Source organism: Paenibacillus thiaminolyticus (assembly GCF_003591545.1).
Taxonomy (GTDB): domain Bacteria; phylum Bacillota; class Bacilli; order Paenibacillales; family Paenibacillaceae; genus Paenibacillus_B; species Paenibacillus_B thiaminolyticus_A.
Genome location: NZ_QYZD01000002.1, coordinates 335,158 through 352,145, shown reverse-complemented (window position 1 = coordinate 352,145; position 16,988 = coordinate 335,158). Strand labels below are relative to the sequence as shown.

Sequence of the window (16,988 nt, the reverse complement as noted above, 5' to 3'; positions counted from 1 at the left end):
CGTAAAGGCGTGAAGGCTTAAAGCGGTAACGCGTCCAACAACGAGAAAGGCGGTAACATGCGAGATGGCAACCATTCTTGTCGTAGATGACGATCCTTATATTCGGGAATTTGTCACCGTATTATTGCAGAAGGAAGGCTTCCGGACGACGGAAGCCTCTGACGGCGTAGAGGCGCTCCGTCTTATGGAGACGGACAGAGCCGATCTTGTCGTACTTGATATTATGATGCCAAATATGGATGGATGGGAACTATGCCGCGAGCTTAAAGCGCTGCATGATATTCCGCTGTTGATGCTGACTGCCAAGGGAGACACGTCGCAGAAGGTGAAAGGCTTCAATCTGGGAACCGACGATTACTTAGTGAAGCCGTTCGAGCCTATGGAATTGGTCGTGCGGGTCAGGGCGCTGCTGAGAAGGTATCAGATTGCCACATCCCAGATTGTTCAGATCGGCCGTCTGGTGGTGAACCGCCAGACATTCGAGGTGACCTCGGGGAGCAAGAAGATTGCCTTGCCGCTGAAGGAATTCGAGCTGCTTTTCAAGCTGGGCGGAGTTCCTGGCAGGACATGCTCCAGAGAGCAGTTAATCGAGGATGTATGGGGCTATGATTATGAGGGGAACGAACGGACGCTGGATGTGCACATTAACCGCTTGCGCGAGCGATTCTCCGCGACCGAACACGGATTCCGGATCAAGACCATTCGCGGGCTCGGTTATCGGCTAGAGGTGCTCGCATGAAGCCGCTCGAACGAATCGACAAGTTCAAGACAACGAAGACATGGAGAACGATCAAGTTCATAGGCAGCATTGGCGTAATTCTATTGTTCATGTACGCGTCGTGGTCGATTGCCTATCTCATCAATCCGATTCTGCTAAGGTGGTTCGGATGGGAATTGACGGAATACGGGGCGTTTGTCATGACAGGGACGGTCGGTTTCCTGATTCTGTGGGCCGTAATCGGCATCTTTGCCCCTTTTGCGCGCACTAAGCATCTTCTTTTCTATCATTCCATCATCGAAGCCGTCAATCGGATTTCCAAGGGAGATTTCGACGTGACGATCACGATGAATGAAGATTTTGAACATGAATACGGCATGCTGATCGAGAGCATCAACAAGTTGGCCGGCGAGCTGGGGGTGATGGAGAAGATGCGTCAGGAATTCATTTCGAATGTGTCACATGAGATTCAATCGCCGCTTACGTCGATTCGCGGATTTGCCCACGCCTTGCAAAGTAAAGAATTGAGCGAGGAGGAGCGGCAGCATTACTTGCAGATTATCGAGATGGAGACGACAAGACTGTCCAAATTAAGCGACAATTTGCTGAAGCTGACGTCCTTGGAATCAGAACATCATCCGATCAAGCCTCGAACTTATCGCCTGGATCAGCAATTGCGCAATCTTGTATTGTCAAGTGAGCCGCAGTGGGCTGCCAAAGGATTGGATATCGAGTTGAACCTGGATAAGGTTCACCTTACGGCAGATGAGGATATGCTGAGCCAGGTGTGGGTCAATCTGATTCATAATGCCATCAAGTTCACGCCGGAGAGCGGCTTCATTCACATTGGGCTGACGGTGCATGAGCCCTATGTTGAAGTGAGAATAGAAGATAGCGGCATTGGAATTGATGCGGAGCATATCCCGCATCTGTTCGAGCGATTTTTCAAGGCCGATGTGTCCCGCAACCGGATGCATGGAGGCAGCGGATTGGGGCTATCCATCGTGCAGAAGATTGTTCAGCTCCATCAGGGGACGATTGCCGTGAGCAGTGAGAGAGGAAGCGGTTCTCTGTTTTGCGTGAAGCTGCCGCTGCGCATATCGGACCACGATCATCATGTTGAAAAAGAAGGGCTCATTGTTCCATCAAATGAGGATTAGCTTAGCACCGTAATTAAAATTGCGGGCGCCTGTCAAGACGCTAACCTTGGACCGTGGCGGCAACGGCGCATAACCGTACCGATGGTGAGCCCGGTATAATGCATCGGCAGCGGCAATGTTGCATGCCAGCCCGACAGCACCCTATCCGACATGTAGAAACACAACCCCGGAGGCAGAATATTGTCCTAAAAATAAGGCTGCGGAACGCAGCATGACCATGCCCGATCGGGGCTAATCATGAGGACGGGTGCAGCTGTTATCCGAGCTGATCCGGCACGTTGGAGAAGATGCCGTCGATGCCGGCTTGCTTCAGCATGGCTGCCCACTCCGGCCGGTCGACGGTGTAGGCGTATACCTTGCAGCCTGCCCTATGGCATTCCGCGATGAAGTCCGCGTCTGCGAACGAAAAATGAGGATGCACGCTATAGACCGGGAAGGGCAGCGACTGGATATATTGCCCCGGACGGTAGAGACGATCGGCCATCAGCACACCGAGCTTCACCCCGGGCTCCAGCCGGGCAATCGTATCCAGCGCTTGATGGTCGAAGGAGGAGACGATAATCCGATCCAACAGTCCGCGCTTCTTGACGGCGTCGAGTAGCTTTTGTTCGATTCCGTCATAGAAGAATGGGATGTTCTTAATCTCGATGTTGGTGATAAGATCCTGGTCCTCCACCAGATCGAGATATTCATCTAGCAGCGGAATCCGTTCCGCCGTGAAGTCAGTGTGGAACCAGCTTCCCGCGTCAAGCGCCCCCAGTTCCCCCCAAGTCAGGTCCGCGATATAGCCTCGGCCTGACGTCGTGCGGGCGACGTTTTCGTCATGGATGATGACGAGCCGGCCGTCCTTCGTCTGTTGAATATCGAGTTCAATGCCGGCACAGCCGCGATCGAGCGCCGCCCGAAAGGCGGCCATCGTATTTTCCGGCGCATACCCCGATGCGCCTCGGTGAGCAAATATGAACATGTTAACCAACCCCTCGTTCATGATGGAGGCGGACAAGGAAACGGAGGTCATTTTCCCCATCCTTGTCCGCCGGATTAACGGTTTATTTCGGCGCGTTCACCTTGTTGTCCTCTGCGATGAGCTTGTCGATTTTCGTAGTCAAGTCATCAACGGCCTTCTGCGGAGCGTCTCCCTGGTAGAGCTTCTCGATCGCCGTCGCGACTTCATTGCGTGTCTCCGGGAAGACGGAAATCAGCGCGCCGCGGGTAGCCGAACCGATCTTCGTATTCTGGAGCTGCTTCACGGTCGTAAGGAACTGTGGCGCCTGCTCATATTTCTCCTTCAGGACCGGCTCCTCATGCGCGGCCTTCGTGATCGGGAAGTAGCCGGTGCCCGCCGCCCATTCGGCCTGAACGGCAGGGGTGGTCACATATTTCATGAAGTCCCAGGCTGCTTCCTTTTCTTCTTCAGCGACGCTATTCATCAGCCAGAGCGACGCGCCGCCCACGATGACGCCGTTCGCTTCCTTGCCGTCCGGCGTCGGCAGGAACCCCGTGCCGACTTCGAAAGGCGACGCCTGCATTACGCCGGCAATGCCCGCGGTCGAATCCATGTACATGGCGACCTTGCCAGCGCTGAAGGCCGCACGGATATCATCCCATTGCCGCCCGTAGTTGCCGAGCGTGCCTTCCTTGTTCATATCATCGAGCCACTGGAAGATGCCGAGGCTTTCCGGAGAATTGAGCAGCGACTTGGTGGCGAGACTGTCGCGCCCATTGCCGTTATCCACGAAATCGGCTCCTTGGTTGGCCAGCAATTGCTCGATGAACCATCCGTAGATGAGCAGCGCGAATCCTTTTTCATTTTTCGAATTGTCGGTCAGCTTCTTGGCCATTTCCCGGATTTCCCCGAAGGTCTTCGGCGGCGACTCCGGATCGAGTCCGGCCGCTTTGAATTTGTCCTTATTGTAGATTAAGATGGCGTTCGATGTGTTGAATGGCAGCGAGTAGAGCTTGCCGTCGATTTGGTAATAGCTGAGGATATTCTCCTCCCATTGGGACAGGTCGAATTTGTCTTGGTCAATCAGGTCTTGAACCGGCTGGATATAACCGCTGTTGACCATATACTTCGTTCCGATCTCCTGCACCTGCATCAGCGTCGGCGCCTCGGACGTGCCGCCCACCGCCTTGAGCTTCGTCAACGATTCCTCGTACGAGCCTTGGAAAATCGCATCAACGAAGTATTTGTCCTGCGATGCATTGTAGTCGTTCGCCATTTTGGCGATCAGTTCCCCGGCACTGCCGCTCATGGCATGCCAGAAGGTCACCTTGATACGCCCGTCATCCGATTGTCTCGCCTCCGAGCCGGACGAATTCGTGCAGCCGATAGCGGACAGCGACAGCACCGCCAGCAGCAGCATAATCATGCCTGCTTTCTTCACTTGGATATCCCCCTCGTGAAATTTTATCGTTTGCGACAAGCCATGCTGATGAATTTATCCTTTTAATGCCCCGGACATCAAGCCGCGCTTGAGCTGCTTGAGGCTGAGGAACAAGAAAAGCAAGGTTGGCACGAGCACGATGACGACGCCGGCCATAACGACGGGCCAATTCGTGTTCGTCTCCTGGGCCTGCATCATCTTCAACCCGATCTGCACGGTGCGGACGGAATTGTTGGTCGTCGTCAGCAGCGGCCATAAATACATGTTCCAGGTCGTCAAAAACCCGTAGACGCCTAGCGCGCTTAGCATCGGCAGGGAGAGCGGGACGACGAAGGAGACCAGGTAGCGCAGCCGGCCGCATCCATCCAATTGGGCGGATTCATGCAGCTCCTGCGGCAGCGTCAGAAAATGCTGGCGGAGGAGAAACACGCCGAAAGCGAGCGCGAAGAACGGCATGGACAATCCTTGATATGTATTGACCCAGTTCAGCCCGACGATGGTCAAATAGTTCGGAATCATCGTCGCTTCCCAAGGAATCATCATCGTTGAAATCAACAGGAAGAACACGAAGTTGCGTCCTTTGAACGGAATAAATACGATAGCGTAGGCCGCGAGGCTGCATACCATGATCTGGCCGATCATGACGGTGAGCGAGACGATCAGGCTGTTCAGCATGAACTTGAGCAGCGGCACACTCTTGAGGGCCATCGTGAAATTGTCGAATACGAAGCTGGCCGGGAACAGCTTGCCGGTCATAATCTCCTCGGTCGTCATCAGACTGGCGAGGAGAGCATAGACGATCGGGAAGAACATAATGCCTGCGGCCAACAGCAGCAGAATGTAGAACACCCATTTCTGGGACAGTGCCATTCTCATTGATAATGCACCTTCTTTTCGCCGACTTTGAACTGAATCAGCGTTGCCAGCAGCACGATCAGGAACAGAATTATCGCTTGTGCGCTCGCAATGCCGAATTTGTAGTGAATAAAGGCGTTCTGATAAATGGAATACACAATGAGATTGGTTGATTCCGCAGGCCCGCCCTTGGTCAGGATGTCAATCTGGCCGAACGATTGAAACGAATGGATGACGGTCACGATGATGACAAAAAACAGGGTCGGCGAGACCATCGGCAGCGTAATGCGGAACAGGCGGGACCAATAGCCGGCGCCGTCAATGCGAGCGCTCTCGTAAATGTCCTCGGGAATGCTTTGCAGCCCGCCGAGCAGGATGATGTAATTGAAGCCGACGCCCATCCAGATGCTCGTCGCGGCGATGGAGATCAGCGCCCACTTCGGATCGGTCAGCCAATGGATTGGCGGCAGTCCTACCCAATCAAGCACATGGTTCAGGAACCCGATGCTGGGATGGAACAGGAACAGGAAGATCATCGAGCCTGCGGCCACCGACACGCCGACCGTGGAAGAGAAGATGACGCGGAAAAATTCGATTCCCCGCAGCTTCTCGCTCGAGATGACGGCCAGGAAAAAAGCGAAGGCGACGCCGAGCGGAACCGTATAGAGCACGAACAGGAACGTGCCGATCATGCTTGTCAGGAAGCTGTCGGACTGGAACAGGCCGGCGTAATTATCGAAGCCGACGAACATCACCGGAACGCCGCGCGCGTTCGTCGTGAAGAAGCTGTAATAAAGCGTTTTCAACATAGGGTAAAACGTAAAGGCCGATAAAATGATGAGCATCGGACTTAAATAGAGCAGGCCCGCTGTCAGGAGGCGCAGCGGCGAATCTTTCTTGCGGTGGGTTGTGGCAGATGGCTCCATTGAATATTCCCCTTTCTTAACCAGCGCAACGGTCAGAAAAAAAGAAGACCACAGAACAACCAAATGGCAGCAGCCAATTGGAACTAGCGTGGTCTTCTCCGTTTCCCGAAACCGGAACATTAACTTGCATCCCAGTATAATTCACACAATATTAAAAATCAATACAAAATATGACTGTTTTCTATGATATTTGCGCTTGACGAGGCGGCGAGGATGTTGACGGGCGGCGAGTTGGGCATTACGATAGCGTTAGAGGCAGCAAGATTACCGCATCAGAGAAACACAGAGCCAGAGACCGAAGGGAGAGCGAGCTATGCACTTCGCCAACCAGTCCATCTTGCCGGCCGTACGGCAGATGAAGGAGATGGAAAAGCTGCTGGTCAGTCCGTTCGAATACATTGTGCTGCTGGATGTCCATATCGCGCAGCTGAAGCCTATTTTTCAGATGGTTCGTCCGCATAATAAGAAGCTGCTGCTGCATGTCGATCTGATTCAGGGGCTGCAGAACGACAGCTACGCGGCGGAATATCTATGTCAGGAATTTACTCCGTACGGGCTTCTATCGACGAAGGCGAGCGTCATCATCCGCGCGAAGCAGAAGGGCGTCGTCGCCATTCAGCGCATTTTCTTGATCGACAACAGCTCCTTCGAGAAGAGCGGTGCTTTGCTGGAAAAGACGAATCCCGACTATATCGAGGTGCTGCCAAGCCCGATGCTGCCTTTTTTGAAGCAGTTGAAGAACGGTCGCGACATTCCGCTTCTGGCCGGCGGCTTCATCCGGACCGAAGACGATGTGAACAGGGCGCTCCAGGCCGGAGCCGTGGCCGTCACCACCTCCAGCCAGACGCTCTGGAAGCAGTACGCTGCGGCGGGAGCGCACCGGTAATCATCGGCGAGGGCGGACCGAGGCCATCGTATAAAGTCACCGCTTCCTACTCATGTTATAGATGACCGTCTTGAAATGATGAGATAAAGGAGGAAGGGCAATGACCAATTACCGAGACAGCCGCCGGAAGAACCATCTCAACGCCTTCGAGGAGCAGCCGGATCTCGTCGTCGGCAAGACCAATGCGTCTGCCGGCAAGAACGAAGACGTGGAATTCTCGATCGAGCAGGCCGACGCCGACGATCTGGAGGCGCTGGAGCGCGCCAGACAAGCGGATGAACGGGCGGGACGTCTATGAGACACATCGAAGCGAAATTCCAGGACGAATCGAAGGCCGACTCATGCGGGCGCAAGCTGAATGCGCTGCGGGCGCATGCCATTCAAGTCGTTCCCCGGGAAGACGGTTATATCGTATCTGCCGATGTGAACCATGCCGTGCTCGATCAGGCGTATGCCATCATGCGCGACTACGAGGGCACGCTATTGTAAGGGAACAGAACTCCTGCGGCGAGCGGGTAAGACCGCTCGTTGTGTGGAGTTTTATTTTTGTGTACAATAAATAGAATGTGCGGACGGTTATCAATCGTACGGGGGAACACCGTTCAACTTGTCGGCACCGATATTATTCATAGGGGGAGTACCATCGTGCGCTGGCATGAATTAACGATACATACAAGAGAAGAAGCGGTTGAGATGATCTCGAACTTCCTGCATGAGGCGGGAGCGGGAGGCGTCTCCATCGAGGAATCCGGGACGCTGAACAAGGAGCGGGATACGACCTATGGCGAGCTGTATATCGCCCCGCTGAACGATATTCCCGAAGGTGAAGCGAAGATTCAAGGCTACTTCGCGGAAGGGACGGATCTGGCGGCGATCGAGGGCGAGGTGGCCAGCCGCATTCGCGAGCTGCGTACGTACGGAATCGATCCGGGCGAGGCCGCCATGTCCTGGCGCTCCGTTCATGAAGATGATTGGGCAGATGCCTGGAAGCAATATTTCAAGCCTACGCGGATTACAAGCAAGCTGACGATCAAGCCGTCATGGGAGTCTTACACGCCGACGGCGGAGGAGCAGGTGATCGAGCTTGATCCCGGTATGGCGTTCGGCACCGGAACCCATCCGACGACATCGCTCTGTCTCCAGGCGCTGGAGAGCGTCATTCAGGGCGGGGAAGATATCATCGATGTCGGAACCGGCTCCGGCATCCTGGCGATCGGGGCATGCAAGCTCGGGGCCCGGCATGTGCTCGCCATCGACCTGGATCCGGTAGCGGTCAAGAGCGCCCGGGAAAATGTCGCGATGAACGGGCTCCATGATGACGTTACGGTGCGGGAAGGTGATCTCCTGTACATGCTGAAGGCGAGCGGGACGGACGAAGCGCCGGCGCTTGGCGTCACGCTTCCTGTCCAGATTGTGGTCGCCAACATTTTGGCCGAGGTGATTCTACTGTTCGTGGAGGATGTGTTCGCGGCGCTGCAGCCGGGCGGAATATACATTGCCTCGGGCATTTACAAGAACAAGGAAGAAGCGGTAGAGCGGGAGCTGATCCGCCATGGCTTCCTTATTGATGCGAAGCATCGCGAGGAGGATTGGGTTGCTTTCGTCGCCACAAAACCAAGTCCGCTTTTGATCACGAAGTGAAGCAGGAAGTAACTCGGCATCGAATCTTGCATTCACTCTCGAAAAGCGTATGCTTCCGAAGTATGTTTCCTGCGGAAACATTTTAGCTGCTCATGTAGTCTTGCCTACATTCCGCTGCTCCTTACAAGTTTTGCGCAGCAAAACTCGCACTGGAAGCAGACGCTTCGAGTTCTTGCAACCTTCTCGGTGCTGAAAACCAGACTTTTGAACATGTATTAGTAATCTGAGAACCAGCCAGTTGAATATGTAAGAGAAGAGAGCGAGGGAAGATATGGATTTTTTTAGTAACTTTTTCGCCGTCAAGCTGGAGATGCTGCCGTTTCTCGTATCGGTGCTGCTCATTGCCTTTACGATCCATGAATTCGCGCATGCCTACTTTGCTTGGAAATTCGGGGATCCGACAGCGAAGATGCTTGGCCGCGTCAGCTTGAATCCGGCGAAGCATGTCGACTTCCTCGGCATGCTGTTCTTCGTCATCGCCGGCTTCGGCTGGGCGAGGCCGGTGCCGGTGAACCGGGATAACTTCAAGTATCCGCGGCTGATGGGAATCGTCGTATCGGCTGCCGGACCGATCAGCAACCTGCTGCTGGCCTTCATCGGGACGATCGTGATTCATCTCGGCCTCAAGTTTGGCTTTGTGCAGTTGGGTTCCACGGATCGCGTCCAACTGGCTATCTATTACTTTTTGAATTATTTCATTACTTATAACGTGCTGCTGTTCCTGTTCAACCTCATTCCGCTCCCGCCGCTGGACGGGTACCGCATCGTCGAGGATCTGGCGCCGCGCGGCTTGCGTCTGCGCCTGCAGCAGTTCGAGCAGTGGTCGATTCTTATTTTCTTCATGCTCGTATTCATTCCGCCGCTGCGGGAAAAGACGCTAACGCCGCTGTTCAACCTAATCGAGCCGATCGTATTTAACTTTTCGCGCACCGCTGCTTATCTGGTCGGCATGTAGAATACCGACCCGGCAGGCGGGGCGTGGACTTTCTGGAAATATCGCTGCAAATCTAGCGCATTGGGCGCAAAACGTGTATGATGAGGAATGTTGATTACGATGCAAAAATACTTTGTCAGCCCCGAAGCGTTCGGGGATCAGCACATACGGATTACCGGCGCGGATGCGCATCATATCGTCAATGTGATGCGGGCTAAGCCGGGCTTTACTTTTCTGGTGAGCGACGGTACCGGCCGCGAGGCCGTGGCCGTGTTCGAGAGCGGCGACGGCGAGACGGCCATCGCCCGGCTGAAGGAGCTGGTCGCTGCCGATCGGGAAGCCGCAGTCGAGGTAACCATCGCCCAGAGTCTGCCGAAGGGCGATAAGATGGAACTGATTATACAGAAATGCACGGAACTGGGGGCGGCGGGATTCCTTCCGTTCCTGTCGGAACGCACGGTCGTGCAGTATGACGCGAAGAAGGAAGCGAAGCGGCTGGAGCGCTGGGCCAAGATTGCGAAGGAAGCGGCCGAGCAGTCGCACCGCAACCGCGTTCCCGATATTGCGGGACCGGCCGCATGGGCGAAGCTGATCGGGCAGTTCGCGGCCTACGATCTCGTGCTGATCTGCTATGAGGACGAGCAGGGAACGCGGCTCCGCGACGTGCTGGAGCCTTTTTGCGAAGCGCAGCGCGGCCAGGAGGCAGCCCGCATTCTGGTCGTCATCGGACCGGAGGGCGGGTTTTCGCTGCGTGAGGTGGAAGCGGCCACGGCGGCGGGAGCGGTATGTGTCAGTCTCGGCCGCCGCATTTTGCGGACGGAGACGGCGGGCCTGGCGGCTTGTGCTTGTATCATGTATCAATTCGGAGAAATGGGAGGAAGTTGAACAATGCCATCGGTAGCGTTTTATACGTTGGGCTGCAAGGTGAACTTCTACGATACGGAAGCCATTTGGCAGCTGTTCAAGCAAGAAGGTTATGAGCAAGTCGACTTTGAAGCGACGGCTGACGTCTATTTGATTAATACATGCACCGTTACGAATACCGGCGACAAGAAGAGCCGCCAGATTATCCGGCGGGCTGTCCGCCGTAATCCGGACGCCATCATTGCGGTGACCGGGTGTTATGCGCAGACCTCCCCGGCGGAGATTCTGGATATCCCGGGCGTCGATCTCGTCATCGGCACGCAGGATCGGGACAAGCTGATGGATTACATCGCCCAGCTTCAAGCCGAGCGCCAGCCGATTAACGCCGTGCGCAACATTATGAAGACACGCGCATTCGAGGAGCTGGACGTGCCGGATTTCGCGGAGCGGACACGCGCCTTTTTGAAGATTCAGGAAGGCTGCAACAATTTCTGCACCTTCTGCATTATTCCATGGTCCCGCGGGCTGTCACGCAGCCGCGATTCGCAAAGCGTGCTCACTCAGGCCCGCCAGCTCGTAGCGGCAGGCTATAAGGAGATTGTGTTGACCGGAATCCATACCGGAGGCTATGGCGATGATCTCGAGAACTATGATCTGACCGATCTGCTCTGGGATCTGGACCGCATCGATGGATTGGAACGGGTGCGCATCAGCTCGATCGAAGCGAGCCAGATCGATGATCGGATGATCGATGTGCTGAACCGTTCGTCGAAGATGTGCCGCCATCTTCATATTCCGCTGCAGGCCGGCAACAATGAAGTGCTGAAGCGTATGCGGCGCAAATATACGGTCGAAGAGTTCGGCGGCAAGATCGCCCGCATCCGCGAGGCAATGCCGAATGTGGCGATTACGACGGATGTGATCGTCGGCTTCCCGGGCGAGACGGATGAGCAGTTCCGGGAAGGCTACGAATTCATGAAGCGGGTCGGATTCTCCGAGATGCACGTCTTCCCATACTCGAAGCGTACCGGGACGCCAGCGGCGCGCATGGAGGATCAGGTGGACGAGGAAGTGAAGCATGCCCGCGTTCACGATCTGATCGATCTGTCTGAGCAGATGCAGCTCGCCTACGCCGAGACGTTCGTCGGGCAAGTGCTTGATGTCATTCCGGAACGCGATTATAAAGGGGCTCCGGGAAGCGGCCAAGTGATGGGCTATTCCGACAACTACCTGCAGATCATGTTCGACGGCGACGAGTCGCTGATCGGCCAGCTATGCCGGGTCAAAGTGACGAAGGCAGGCGTGAACGAATGCTTCGGCGTGCTGACCCGGGTGCTTGGGGAAGAAGCGGGTCCGCAGGCAGCTAATATGTAAATGGGGTAGAACACAGAGGATTCCACTGTTGCTTCTTGTGCAAGGAGCAGGTGAAATCCTCTTTCCTTTCGGTTACGATATACATATTCATCAGTTTCAATAAGGCGGGCTGACAGATCAGGAGCACGCTAACACATTTTGTATGTTGGAGGATATCGCGCTATGAAAGAAATATCAGCGGGGGGCGTCGTGTATCGACGCTGCGGAGAGCAGATCGAGTTCCAGTTGATCCAGGATCGTTACGGCAGAACTTCCTTGGCCAAGGGAAAAATGGAGCCCGGGGAGACCATCGAGCAGACGGCTCTGCGCGAAATCCGGGAGGAGACCGGGATGGAAGGGAGCATCGTTGGCAAGCTGGATACGATCCGCTATCAATATACGTCGCCGGAAGCCGGCACGGTGGACAAAGAGGTTCATTATTTTCTAGTTGAGGCAACAGCGGGGCAGCTTACGCCCCAGGTGGAGGAGATACGCAGCGTCGAATGGTACGAGCCGCAAGCGGCATGGGCGAAGCACACGGAATCCGGGTATGATAACAATAACGGCATTCTGAGCAAGGCATTTGCGCAATTGGGGATTACATTGTAAACGGCCGTATTAGCCTTCCCGGGTCCGAGCGCAATAACCTTGGCTGCAGACGTCGGCAACAGGTACACGCAGGTGAATAGGTACAGTGATCGTACGCTTCAAGTCTAATCTGATTGCGAAGGGTGATTACAGATGAACGAACAAATCCGATTGGCTAGTCTGATTGACCACACCTTCCTCAAGCCGGAAGCGGTGCGGAGCGATATTGAGAAATTGTGCGTCGAGGCGCGGCAGCACGGCTTTTACAGCGTCTGTGTCAATGGAACCTGGGTTCCGCTCTGCCGCGAGCGTCTTGCCGGCTCCGACGTGCGTATCGCGGCGGTATGCGGGTTCCCGCTTGGGGCCGGCGCGTCCTCCGCCAAAGCGTTCGAAGCGGCAAGAGCCGTGGAAGACGGAGCGTCGGAGATCGATATGGTGCTCCAGATCGGCCGCCTCCTTGAAGGTGACGTGAAGGCGGTGGAAGCCGATATCGCCCAAGTGGTCCGCATGGTGGAAGGGAAGGCTATCGTCAAAGTCATTCTGGAGACGGGAATGCTGACGACCAGTCAAAAGATCGAGGCATGCAAAGCCTCGGAAGCTGCAGGGGCGCATTTCGTCAAGACGTCGACCGGGTTCGGCCGCGGCGGGGCTACCGTCGAGGATATCCGGCTTATGCGCGCGAACGTGTCGCCGCATATCGGCGTGAAGGCTTCAGGCGGCGTCCGAGACACGGCGACGGCGCTCGCCATGATCGAGGCCGGAGCGACCCGAATCGGAACGAGCTCGGGGATTGCGATCGTTACCGGAGCCGGTCCCACACCTTCAGATAACACAGCGGGAGCGCCAAGACAGAGCCCGCAATATTGAATACCGTCTGGGCCCGGGCGATCTGGGCGGCCGGATCGGCGGTGAACCAGGCGGACAGCGCATGGAGCTGGCCGATTAGCGGATAGAACAGGATCGCTCCGCCCACATTGAGCACGATATGGCTCCAAGCGACGAATTGGCCGTGGCGGCTTCCGCCGAGCGATGCGATGAGCGCCGTGAAGCAGGTGCCGACATTGGAGCCGATGACGATGGCTATGCCAACCTCGACCGGCAGGGCGCCGGTAGCGGACAAGCCCATCGCCATGACGATGATAGCCGCGCTGCTGTGGACGACAGCCGTAATGATCATACCGGCGGCGAGCGCCCAGAGAAGACTGTCGTTGGACCGCTCCAGGAACCAGGTGAACATGCCGCGATGCTGCAGCGGCCCCCCGATCTGCTTCATCCATTCGATACCGAGCAGAATGAGGGCGAATCCGGCAGCGGCCAACGAGCCGAACTGCAGCGGATGCAGCAGGGGGGCGAGCCGCTTCGGCAGGGGCAGGCGGTATTCGCCGCCCAGAATCGCCGCGCTCCAGCAGGCGAGCGAGCCAATGAGCAGCGGCAGCGCGTAGCGGCTGATGTTGAGGCCGATCAGCTCTGTCGTCAGGCAGGTGCCGACATTGGTGCCAAGGATGATGCCGAGCGAGCGCGAGAAGCTCATCAGCCCGGCGTTCACCAGCCCGATGGTGATGACCGTGATGGCGGTGCTGCTCTGCAGCAGCGCCGTCATGCCGGAGCTGAACAGCATGCCGTGCAGCGGCGTCCGTGTGGAACGGTGGAGGAAGCGGTTCAAATAAGGTCCTGCCCATGCGTGAAGCGCGAGCTCCATCGTTTTCATGCCAAAAAGAAACACAGCCATTCCGCCTAGCAGCGGATACCAGATTTCTGCAAACATATGCCGGACTCCTTCGTCATTCCACACAAAATGCGGGTTCTATCATTCGAGCTGGAACAGCTGGAGAGAGAATAAGTGATCAGCCTATACTGTCACTGTATGCTTGCGGATGGACAACAATGACAAGCCCGGCTGAAGCCGAGAGGGGACATGCAATTGAAGCAATCGACAATAGCAACAGTAATCTTGAGCCGGAATCGCAAAAAACGGACGGAGCACGGGCACCCATGGGTGTTCCAATCCGAAGTCGAGCGCGTGGAGGGCAATCCGCAGCCGGGGGCGCTGGTCGATGTCATGAATGCCCAAGGCCAATATGTAGCGACAGGATACTATAACCCCGCTTCCAAAATCATTGTGCGCGTCATTGGCTATCAGCCCGCGGACGCGATGGATACCGGGTTTTTCAAGGAGCGGCTGCGTCAGTGCCTGGAGCATCGCAACCGGTTCCTGCCGGGAGCGACGGCATACCGGCTTGTCTATGGCGAGGCTGATTTTCTTCCGGGGCTGATCGTGGATCGGTTCGGCGATGTGCTCGTCGTGCAAATATTGACGCTCGGAATGGACCTGGCGCGCGATGCGATTGTGCAGGCCTTGGCCGAGGTGATGAATCCGCGCGGCATTTACGAACGAAGCGATGTGCCGATTCGGGAAAAGGAAGGCCTCGAACAGAGAACGGGCGCGTTGTACGGGGAATGGCCGCGCCATGTGCTCATTACCGAGAACGGACTGCAGCTTGAAATCGATATTGTCGAAGGGCAGAAGACGGGCTATTTCTTCGACCAGCGTGAGAACCGGGCGGCGATAGCGCCGCTGATGACCGGATGGGGAGCGCGCAGCGGGATTACGCTGACCGATATTGAGACAGAGGCAGGCGTACGCACCGTCCCGGTCAATGCGAACGGCAAGGAAGTAACCTTTCCATGGTGGGACGGAGCTACCGTGCTGGAATGCTTCTCTCACACGGGCAGCTTCACTTTGCATGCTTGCAAATATGGGGCCAAGAAGGTGACTTGTCTCGATATTTCTGAGCATGCGATCGAGAGCGCGCAGCGCAACGTGGAGCTGAACGGATTTGCGGATAGGGTGGAATTCGTGGTGGCGGACGCGTTTGCGTATTTGCGGGAGCAAGTGCAGGGAAGAGAGGAGCGGAGGGAGCGCGGAACGAGCCAATCGAAGACGGATACGTCGAAGCCGATGGCCGCAGGCGGCGGCCGCACCTGGGATGTCGTCATTCTCGATCCGCCCGCATTCGCCAAGACGAGACAGGCGGTGGAAGGGGCGTATCGCGGCTATAAGGATATCAACCTTCACGGGATGAAGCTCGTCAATGAGGGCGGATATTTAGTGACGGCGAGCTGCTCCTATCATATGAAGCCCGAGCGCTTCCTGCAGGCGATCCAGGACGCCGCCCATGACGCGGGCAAGGTGCTGCGCCTTATCGATTGGCGCACGGCGGGGAAGGATCATCCGCAGGTAGCCGGCGTCGAAGAAGGGCATTACTTGAAATTCGGTATTTTCGAAGTTCGCTCCAGACGATAGCATGATGAAGAAGCACCTCATGGCGAATGTGCCGGGAGGTGCTTCTTGCGGTTGCGGTATGATGTGGAAGGGACAAGCGGCGGTCTATGGAGCCGGATTGGTAACGAAGGCGCCGCCAAGCCAGCGCGCATATCCCCGTTCGCGGGCCCAATTGCTCTCGCCGCTGCGCACTCTCCGGCCCGCCTCGGTGAGCACCACCCGTCCGGTGGACGGATCGACCGGACGCAGCGGCTCGGGCATCGGGTCGGATGCCGCGGACAGGGATAATAGCGGCGCTTCCCCGGAAATCAACCGGCGCAAATATCCCCAGTACTGCATGTCGCCGAGTCCGTACTCCGGCACATGCGGCCGGATATGCTGATACAGCTCCAGGAAGGAGCTGGCACCATCGGCGACGGCATCCAGCGTAAGCCGCTCCACGGCGCCCAACCCGTCTTCGCGCGAAGGGAAGCGGCGGAGATGGAACCGCATCGCTTCCACGATCGCATCATAAGGAGCTTCGACGGTACCGGATTCCTCGAGCCAACGCACCAATTTGCGCGGATTCGGGCTTGTATAGGCAAGCCAGGTATGGTGCATCCATGTGATCGCTTCCACGTTCAGCCGGATGCCGAGCTCGCGGTAGCGCGCCAATTGCTCCGCATCGAGGGCGCCGAAGCCGTCATAGCGGTCATGCCCGGGCACGGCCGCTATGTCGATCCAATAGACGGCCGCTTCTGGATGCTCGCGGGACAGACGCTCAGTCAACCGCAGCAGCATCGTGATATCGAACAGATCATGCTCGAACCAGAGGGCGATTTCCGGGTGCTGCAGCACATCCGCTTTCCAGGACCGCTCCTGCTCGTTGCTCATTTGCAGGTAGAGGGATGCGGGCAGGCCGCACATTTTTTCCAATTGAAGCGCGCGATACGCCAAATAACGTTCAAAGATGGGATAGACGGGTCCTTCGGTCAGCAGCTCGTGATAGACCCATACATCCTCGTTCCAGCGCTCCCGGGCGACCGGCCGTAGCCGTTCTGCCACAATATCTCCATTTACGATATGAATCACGCGGTGTACCTCCTTTTCTCTCCGGCGGTATCGTCAGCCAGGGGCTTGAATTCCTTCCTGCACATTCCAAACGTGTGTTCCAGTCTGCTCGCAATAATATGCTATAATAAAGCAAGGTTTCCGTAAAAGAGACGAATTGCGCAGTCTCTGTCTAATGAGGAAATACCGGGAATCCGGTCTTTTTGGACTTATTCTTATTTTTAATCCTTTCTTGCGATTTGTAAATACACTTTTATACATGGCATTTGTGGAAGCAGCCAGCATATGGCATGGCAACGTACATATCCATTGGTCAGTTGTACAGGAAAGCGGGGGATACACA

Annotated in this window: 18 protein-coding genes; 12 read left to right on the top strand and 6 right to left on the bottom strand. The window is 56.1% G+C overall.

Going from position 1 to position 16,988, the window contains the following annotated elements; all coding sequences use genetic code 11:
- The first annotated feature begins 64 nt into the window (after window positions 1-64).
- Both DQX05_RS04525 and DQX05_RS04520 read left to right on the top strand, forming a co-directional pair.
- A complete protein-coding gene (locus DQX05_RS04525; RefSeq protein WP_119791233.1) occupies window positions 65-739 on the top strand; it encodes a response regulator transcription factor in 675 nt (224 codons plus the stop codon).
- Window positions 736-1,878, top strand: coding sequence for a sensor histidine kinase (locus DQX05_RS04520; RefSeq protein WP_119791231.1), 1,143 nt, complete (start codon window positions 736-738; stop codon window positions 1,876-1,878). The genes DQX05_RS04525 and DQX05_RS04520 overlap by 4 nt, the downstream gene beginning before the upstream one ends.
- Before the next feature lie 256 nt (window positions 1,879-2,134).
- Here the strand turns inward: DQX05_RS04520 and DQX05_RS04515 are convergent, their stop codons facing one another.
- From DQX05_RS04515 to DQX05_RS04500, 4 genes are all read right to left on the bottom strand, one after another.
- Window positions 2,135-2,845: a glycerophosphodiester phosphodiesterase gene (locus DQX05_RS04515; RefSeq protein WP_259391771.1), complete on the bottom strand. Its 711-nt coding sequence runs from the start codon at window positions 2,843-2,845 to the stop codon at window positions 2,135-2,137.
- Between the two features lie 82 nt (window positions 2,846-2,927).
- The gene (locus tag DQX05_RS04510; protein ID WP_119791227.1) at window positions 2,928-4,265 is read right to left on the bottom strand and encodes an ABC transporter substrate-binding protein; all 1,338 of its coding nucleotides are present in this window, start codon (window positions 4,263-4,265) and stop codon (window positions 2,928-2,930) included.
- 54 nt (window positions 4,266-4,319) lie between these two features.
- Window positions 4,320-5,141, bottom strand: coding sequence for a carbohydrate ABC transporter permease (locus DQX05_RS04505; protein ID WP_119791225.1), 822 nt, complete (start codon window positions 5,139-5,141; stop codon window positions 4,320-4,322).
- Window positions 5,138-6,070: a carbohydrate ABC transporter permease gene (locus DQX05_RS04500; protein WP_397334914.1), complete on the bottom strand. Its 933-nt coding sequence runs from the start codon at window positions 6,068-6,070 to the stop codon at window positions 5,138-5,140. Before DQX05_RS04500 ends, DQX05_RS04505 begins: the two co-directional genes overlap by 4 nt.
- A 289-nt stretch (window positions 6,071-6,359) precedes the next feature.
- Here DQX05_RS04500 and DQX05_RS04495 point away from each other — a divergent pair, with 289 nt between their 5' ends.
- From DQX05_RS04495 to deoC, 9 genes are all read left to right on the top strand, one after another.
- Window positions 6,360-6,932 (top strand): glycerol-3-phosphate responsive antiterminator, encoded by a 573-nt coding sequence (locus DQX05_RS04495; protein ID WP_119791221.1) that lies wholly within the window; start codon window positions 6,360-6,362, stop codon window positions 6,930-6,932.
- Between the two features lie 100 nt (window positions 6,933-7,032).
- Window positions 7,033-7,230, top strand: coding sequence for a YfhD family protein (locus DQX05_RS04490; RefSeq protein WP_119791219.1), 198 nt, complete (start codon window positions 7,033-7,035; stop codon window positions 7,228-7,230).
- On the top strand, window positions 7,227-7,421 hold the full coding sequence (locus DQX05_RS04485) for a hypothetical protein (protein WP_119791218.1): 195 nt from the start codon (window positions 7,227-7,229) through the stop codon (window positions 7,419-7,421). Before DQX05_RS04490 ends, DQX05_RS04485 begins: the two co-directional genes overlap by 4 nt.
- Before the next feature lie 156 nt (window positions 7,422-7,577).
- Window positions 7,578-8,573, top strand: a complete 996-nt coding sequence (gene prmA / locus DQX05_RS04480) for a 50S ribosomal protein L11 methyltransferase (RefSeq protein ID WP_119791216.1) — start codon at window positions 7,578-7,580, stop codon at window positions 8,571-8,573.
- A gap of 271 nt (window positions 8,574-8,844) precedes the next feature.
- On the top strand, window positions 8,845-9,528 hold the full coding sequence (locus tag DQX05_RS04475; RefSeq protein WP_119791214.1) for a site-2 protease family protein: 684 nt from the start codon (window positions 8,845-8,847) through the stop codon (window positions 9,526-9,528).
- Between the two features lie 99 nt (window positions 9,529-9,627).
- On the top strand, window positions 9,628-10,392 hold the full coding sequence (locus DQX05_RS04470; RefSeq protein ID WP_119791446.1) for a 16S rRNA (uracil(1498)-N(3))-methyltransferase: 765 nt from the start codon (window positions 9,628-9,630) through the stop codon (window positions 10,390-10,392).
- 3 nt (window positions 10,393-10,395) lie between these two features.
- Entirely contained in the window at window positions 10,396-11,745 is a 1,350-nt protein-coding gene (gene mtaB / locus DQX05_RS04465) for a tRNA (N(6)-L-threonylcarbamoyladenosine(37)-C(2))-methylthiotransferase MtaB (protein WP_119791212.1), read from the top strand.
- Window positions 11,746-11,907: 162 nt separating this feature from the next.
- The gene (locus DQX05_RS04460; protein WP_119791210.1) at window positions 11,908-12,333 is read left to right on the top strand and encodes an NUDIX hydrolase; all 426 of its coding nucleotides are present in this window, start codon (window positions 11,908-11,910) and stop codon (window positions 12,331-12,333) included.
- 132 nt (window positions 12,334-12,465) lie between these two features.
- Window positions 12,466-13,179: a deoxyribose-phosphate aldolase gene (gene deoC / locus DQX05_RS04455; RefSeq protein WP_119791208.1), complete on the top strand. Its 714-nt coding sequence runs from the start codon at window positions 12,466-12,468 to the stop codon at window positions 13,177-13,179.
- On the opposite strand, the gene DQX05_RS04450 is transcribed toward deoC, so the two are convergent.
- Complete coding sequence (locus DQX05_RS04450; protein WP_119791206.1) at window positions 13,112-14,077, bottom strand: Na/Pi cotransporter family protein; 966 nt, start codon at window positions 14,075-14,077, stop codon at window positions 13,112-13,114. The genes deoC and DQX05_RS04450 overlap by 68 nt on opposite strands.
- 150 nt (window positions 14,078-14,227) lie before the next feature.
- On the opposite strand from DQX05_RS04450, the gene DQX05_RS04445 reads away from it, so the two are divergent.
- A complete protein-coding gene (locus tag DQX05_RS04445; protein ID WP_397334877.1) occupies window positions 14,228-15,616 on the top strand; it encodes a class I SAM-dependent rRNA methyltransferase in 1,389 nt (462 codons plus the stop codon).
- A gap of 84 nt (window positions 15,617-15,700) precedes the next feature.
- Here the strand turns inward: DQX05_RS04445 and DQX05_RS04440 are convergent, their stop codons facing one another.
- Entirely contained in the window at window positions 15,701-16,666 is a 966-nt protein-coding gene (locus tag DQX05_RS04440; protein ID WP_119791204.1) for a DUF1835 domain-containing protein, read from the bottom strand.
- Window positions 16,667-16,988 lie beyond the last annotated feature (322 nt).

What these genes read in the sequence shown, in the direction of transcription:
- DQX05_RS04525 (WP_119791233.1), top strand. Translation starts at nt 65, where the DNA reads ATGGCAACCATTCTTGTCGTAGATGACGATCCTTATATTCGGGAATTT.
- DQX05_RS04520 (WP_119791231.1), top strand. Translation starts at nt 736, where the DNA reads ATGAAGCCGCTCGAACGAATCGACAAGTTCAAGACAACGAAGACATGG.
- DQX05_RS04515 (WP_259391771.1), bottom strand. Translation starts at nt 2,845, where the DNA reads ATGTTCATATTTGCTCACCGAGGCGCATCGGGGTATGCGCCGGAAAAT.
- DQX05_RS04505 (WP_119791225.1), bottom strand. Translation starts at nt 5,141, where the DNA reads ATGAGAATGGCACTGTCCCAGAAATGGGTGTTCTACATTCTGCTGCTG.
- DQX05_RS04495 (WP_119791221.1), top strand. Translation starts at nt 6,360, where the DNA reads ATGCACTTCGCCAACCAGTCCATCTTGCCGGCCGTACGGCAGATGAAG.
- DQX05_RS04490 (WP_119791219.1), top strand. Translation starts at nt 7,033, where the DNA reads ATGACCAATTACCGAGACAGCCGCCGGAAGAACCATCTCAACGCCTTC.
- DQX05_RS04485 (WP_119791218.1), top strand. Translation starts at nt 7,227, where the DNA reads ATGAGACACATCGAAGCGAAATTCCAGGACGAATCGAAGGCCGACTCA.
- DQX05_RS04475 (WP_119791214.1), top strand. Translation starts at nt 8,845, where the DNA reads ATGGATTTTTTTAGTAACTTTTTCGCCGTCAAGCTGGAGATGCTGCCG.
- DQX05_RS04470 (WP_119791446.1), top strand. Translation starts at nt 9,628, where the DNA reads ATGCAAAAATACTTTGTCAGCCCCGAAGCGTTCGGGGATCAGCACATA.
- mtaB (WP_119791212.1), top strand. Translation starts at nt 10,396, where the DNA reads ATGCCATCGGTAGCGTTTTATACGTTGGGCTGCAAGGTGAACTTCTAC.
- DQX05_RS04460 (WP_119791210.1), top strand. Translation starts at nt 11,908, where the DNA reads ATGAAAGAAATATCAGCGGGGGGCGTCGTGTATCGACGCTGCGGAGAG.
- deoC (WP_119791208.1), top strand. Translation starts at nt 12,466, where the DNA reads ATGAACGAACAAATCCGATTGGCTAGTCTGATTGACCACACCTTCCTC.
- DQX05_RS04450 (WP_119791206.1), bottom strand. Translation starts at nt 14,077, where the DNA reads ATGTTTGCAGAAATCTGGTATCCGCTGCTAGGCGGAATGGCTGTGTTT.
- DQX05_RS04445 (WP_397334877.1), top strand. Translation starts at nt 14,228, where the DNA reads ATGCAATTGAAGCAATCGACAATAGCAACAGTAATCTTGAGCCGGAAT.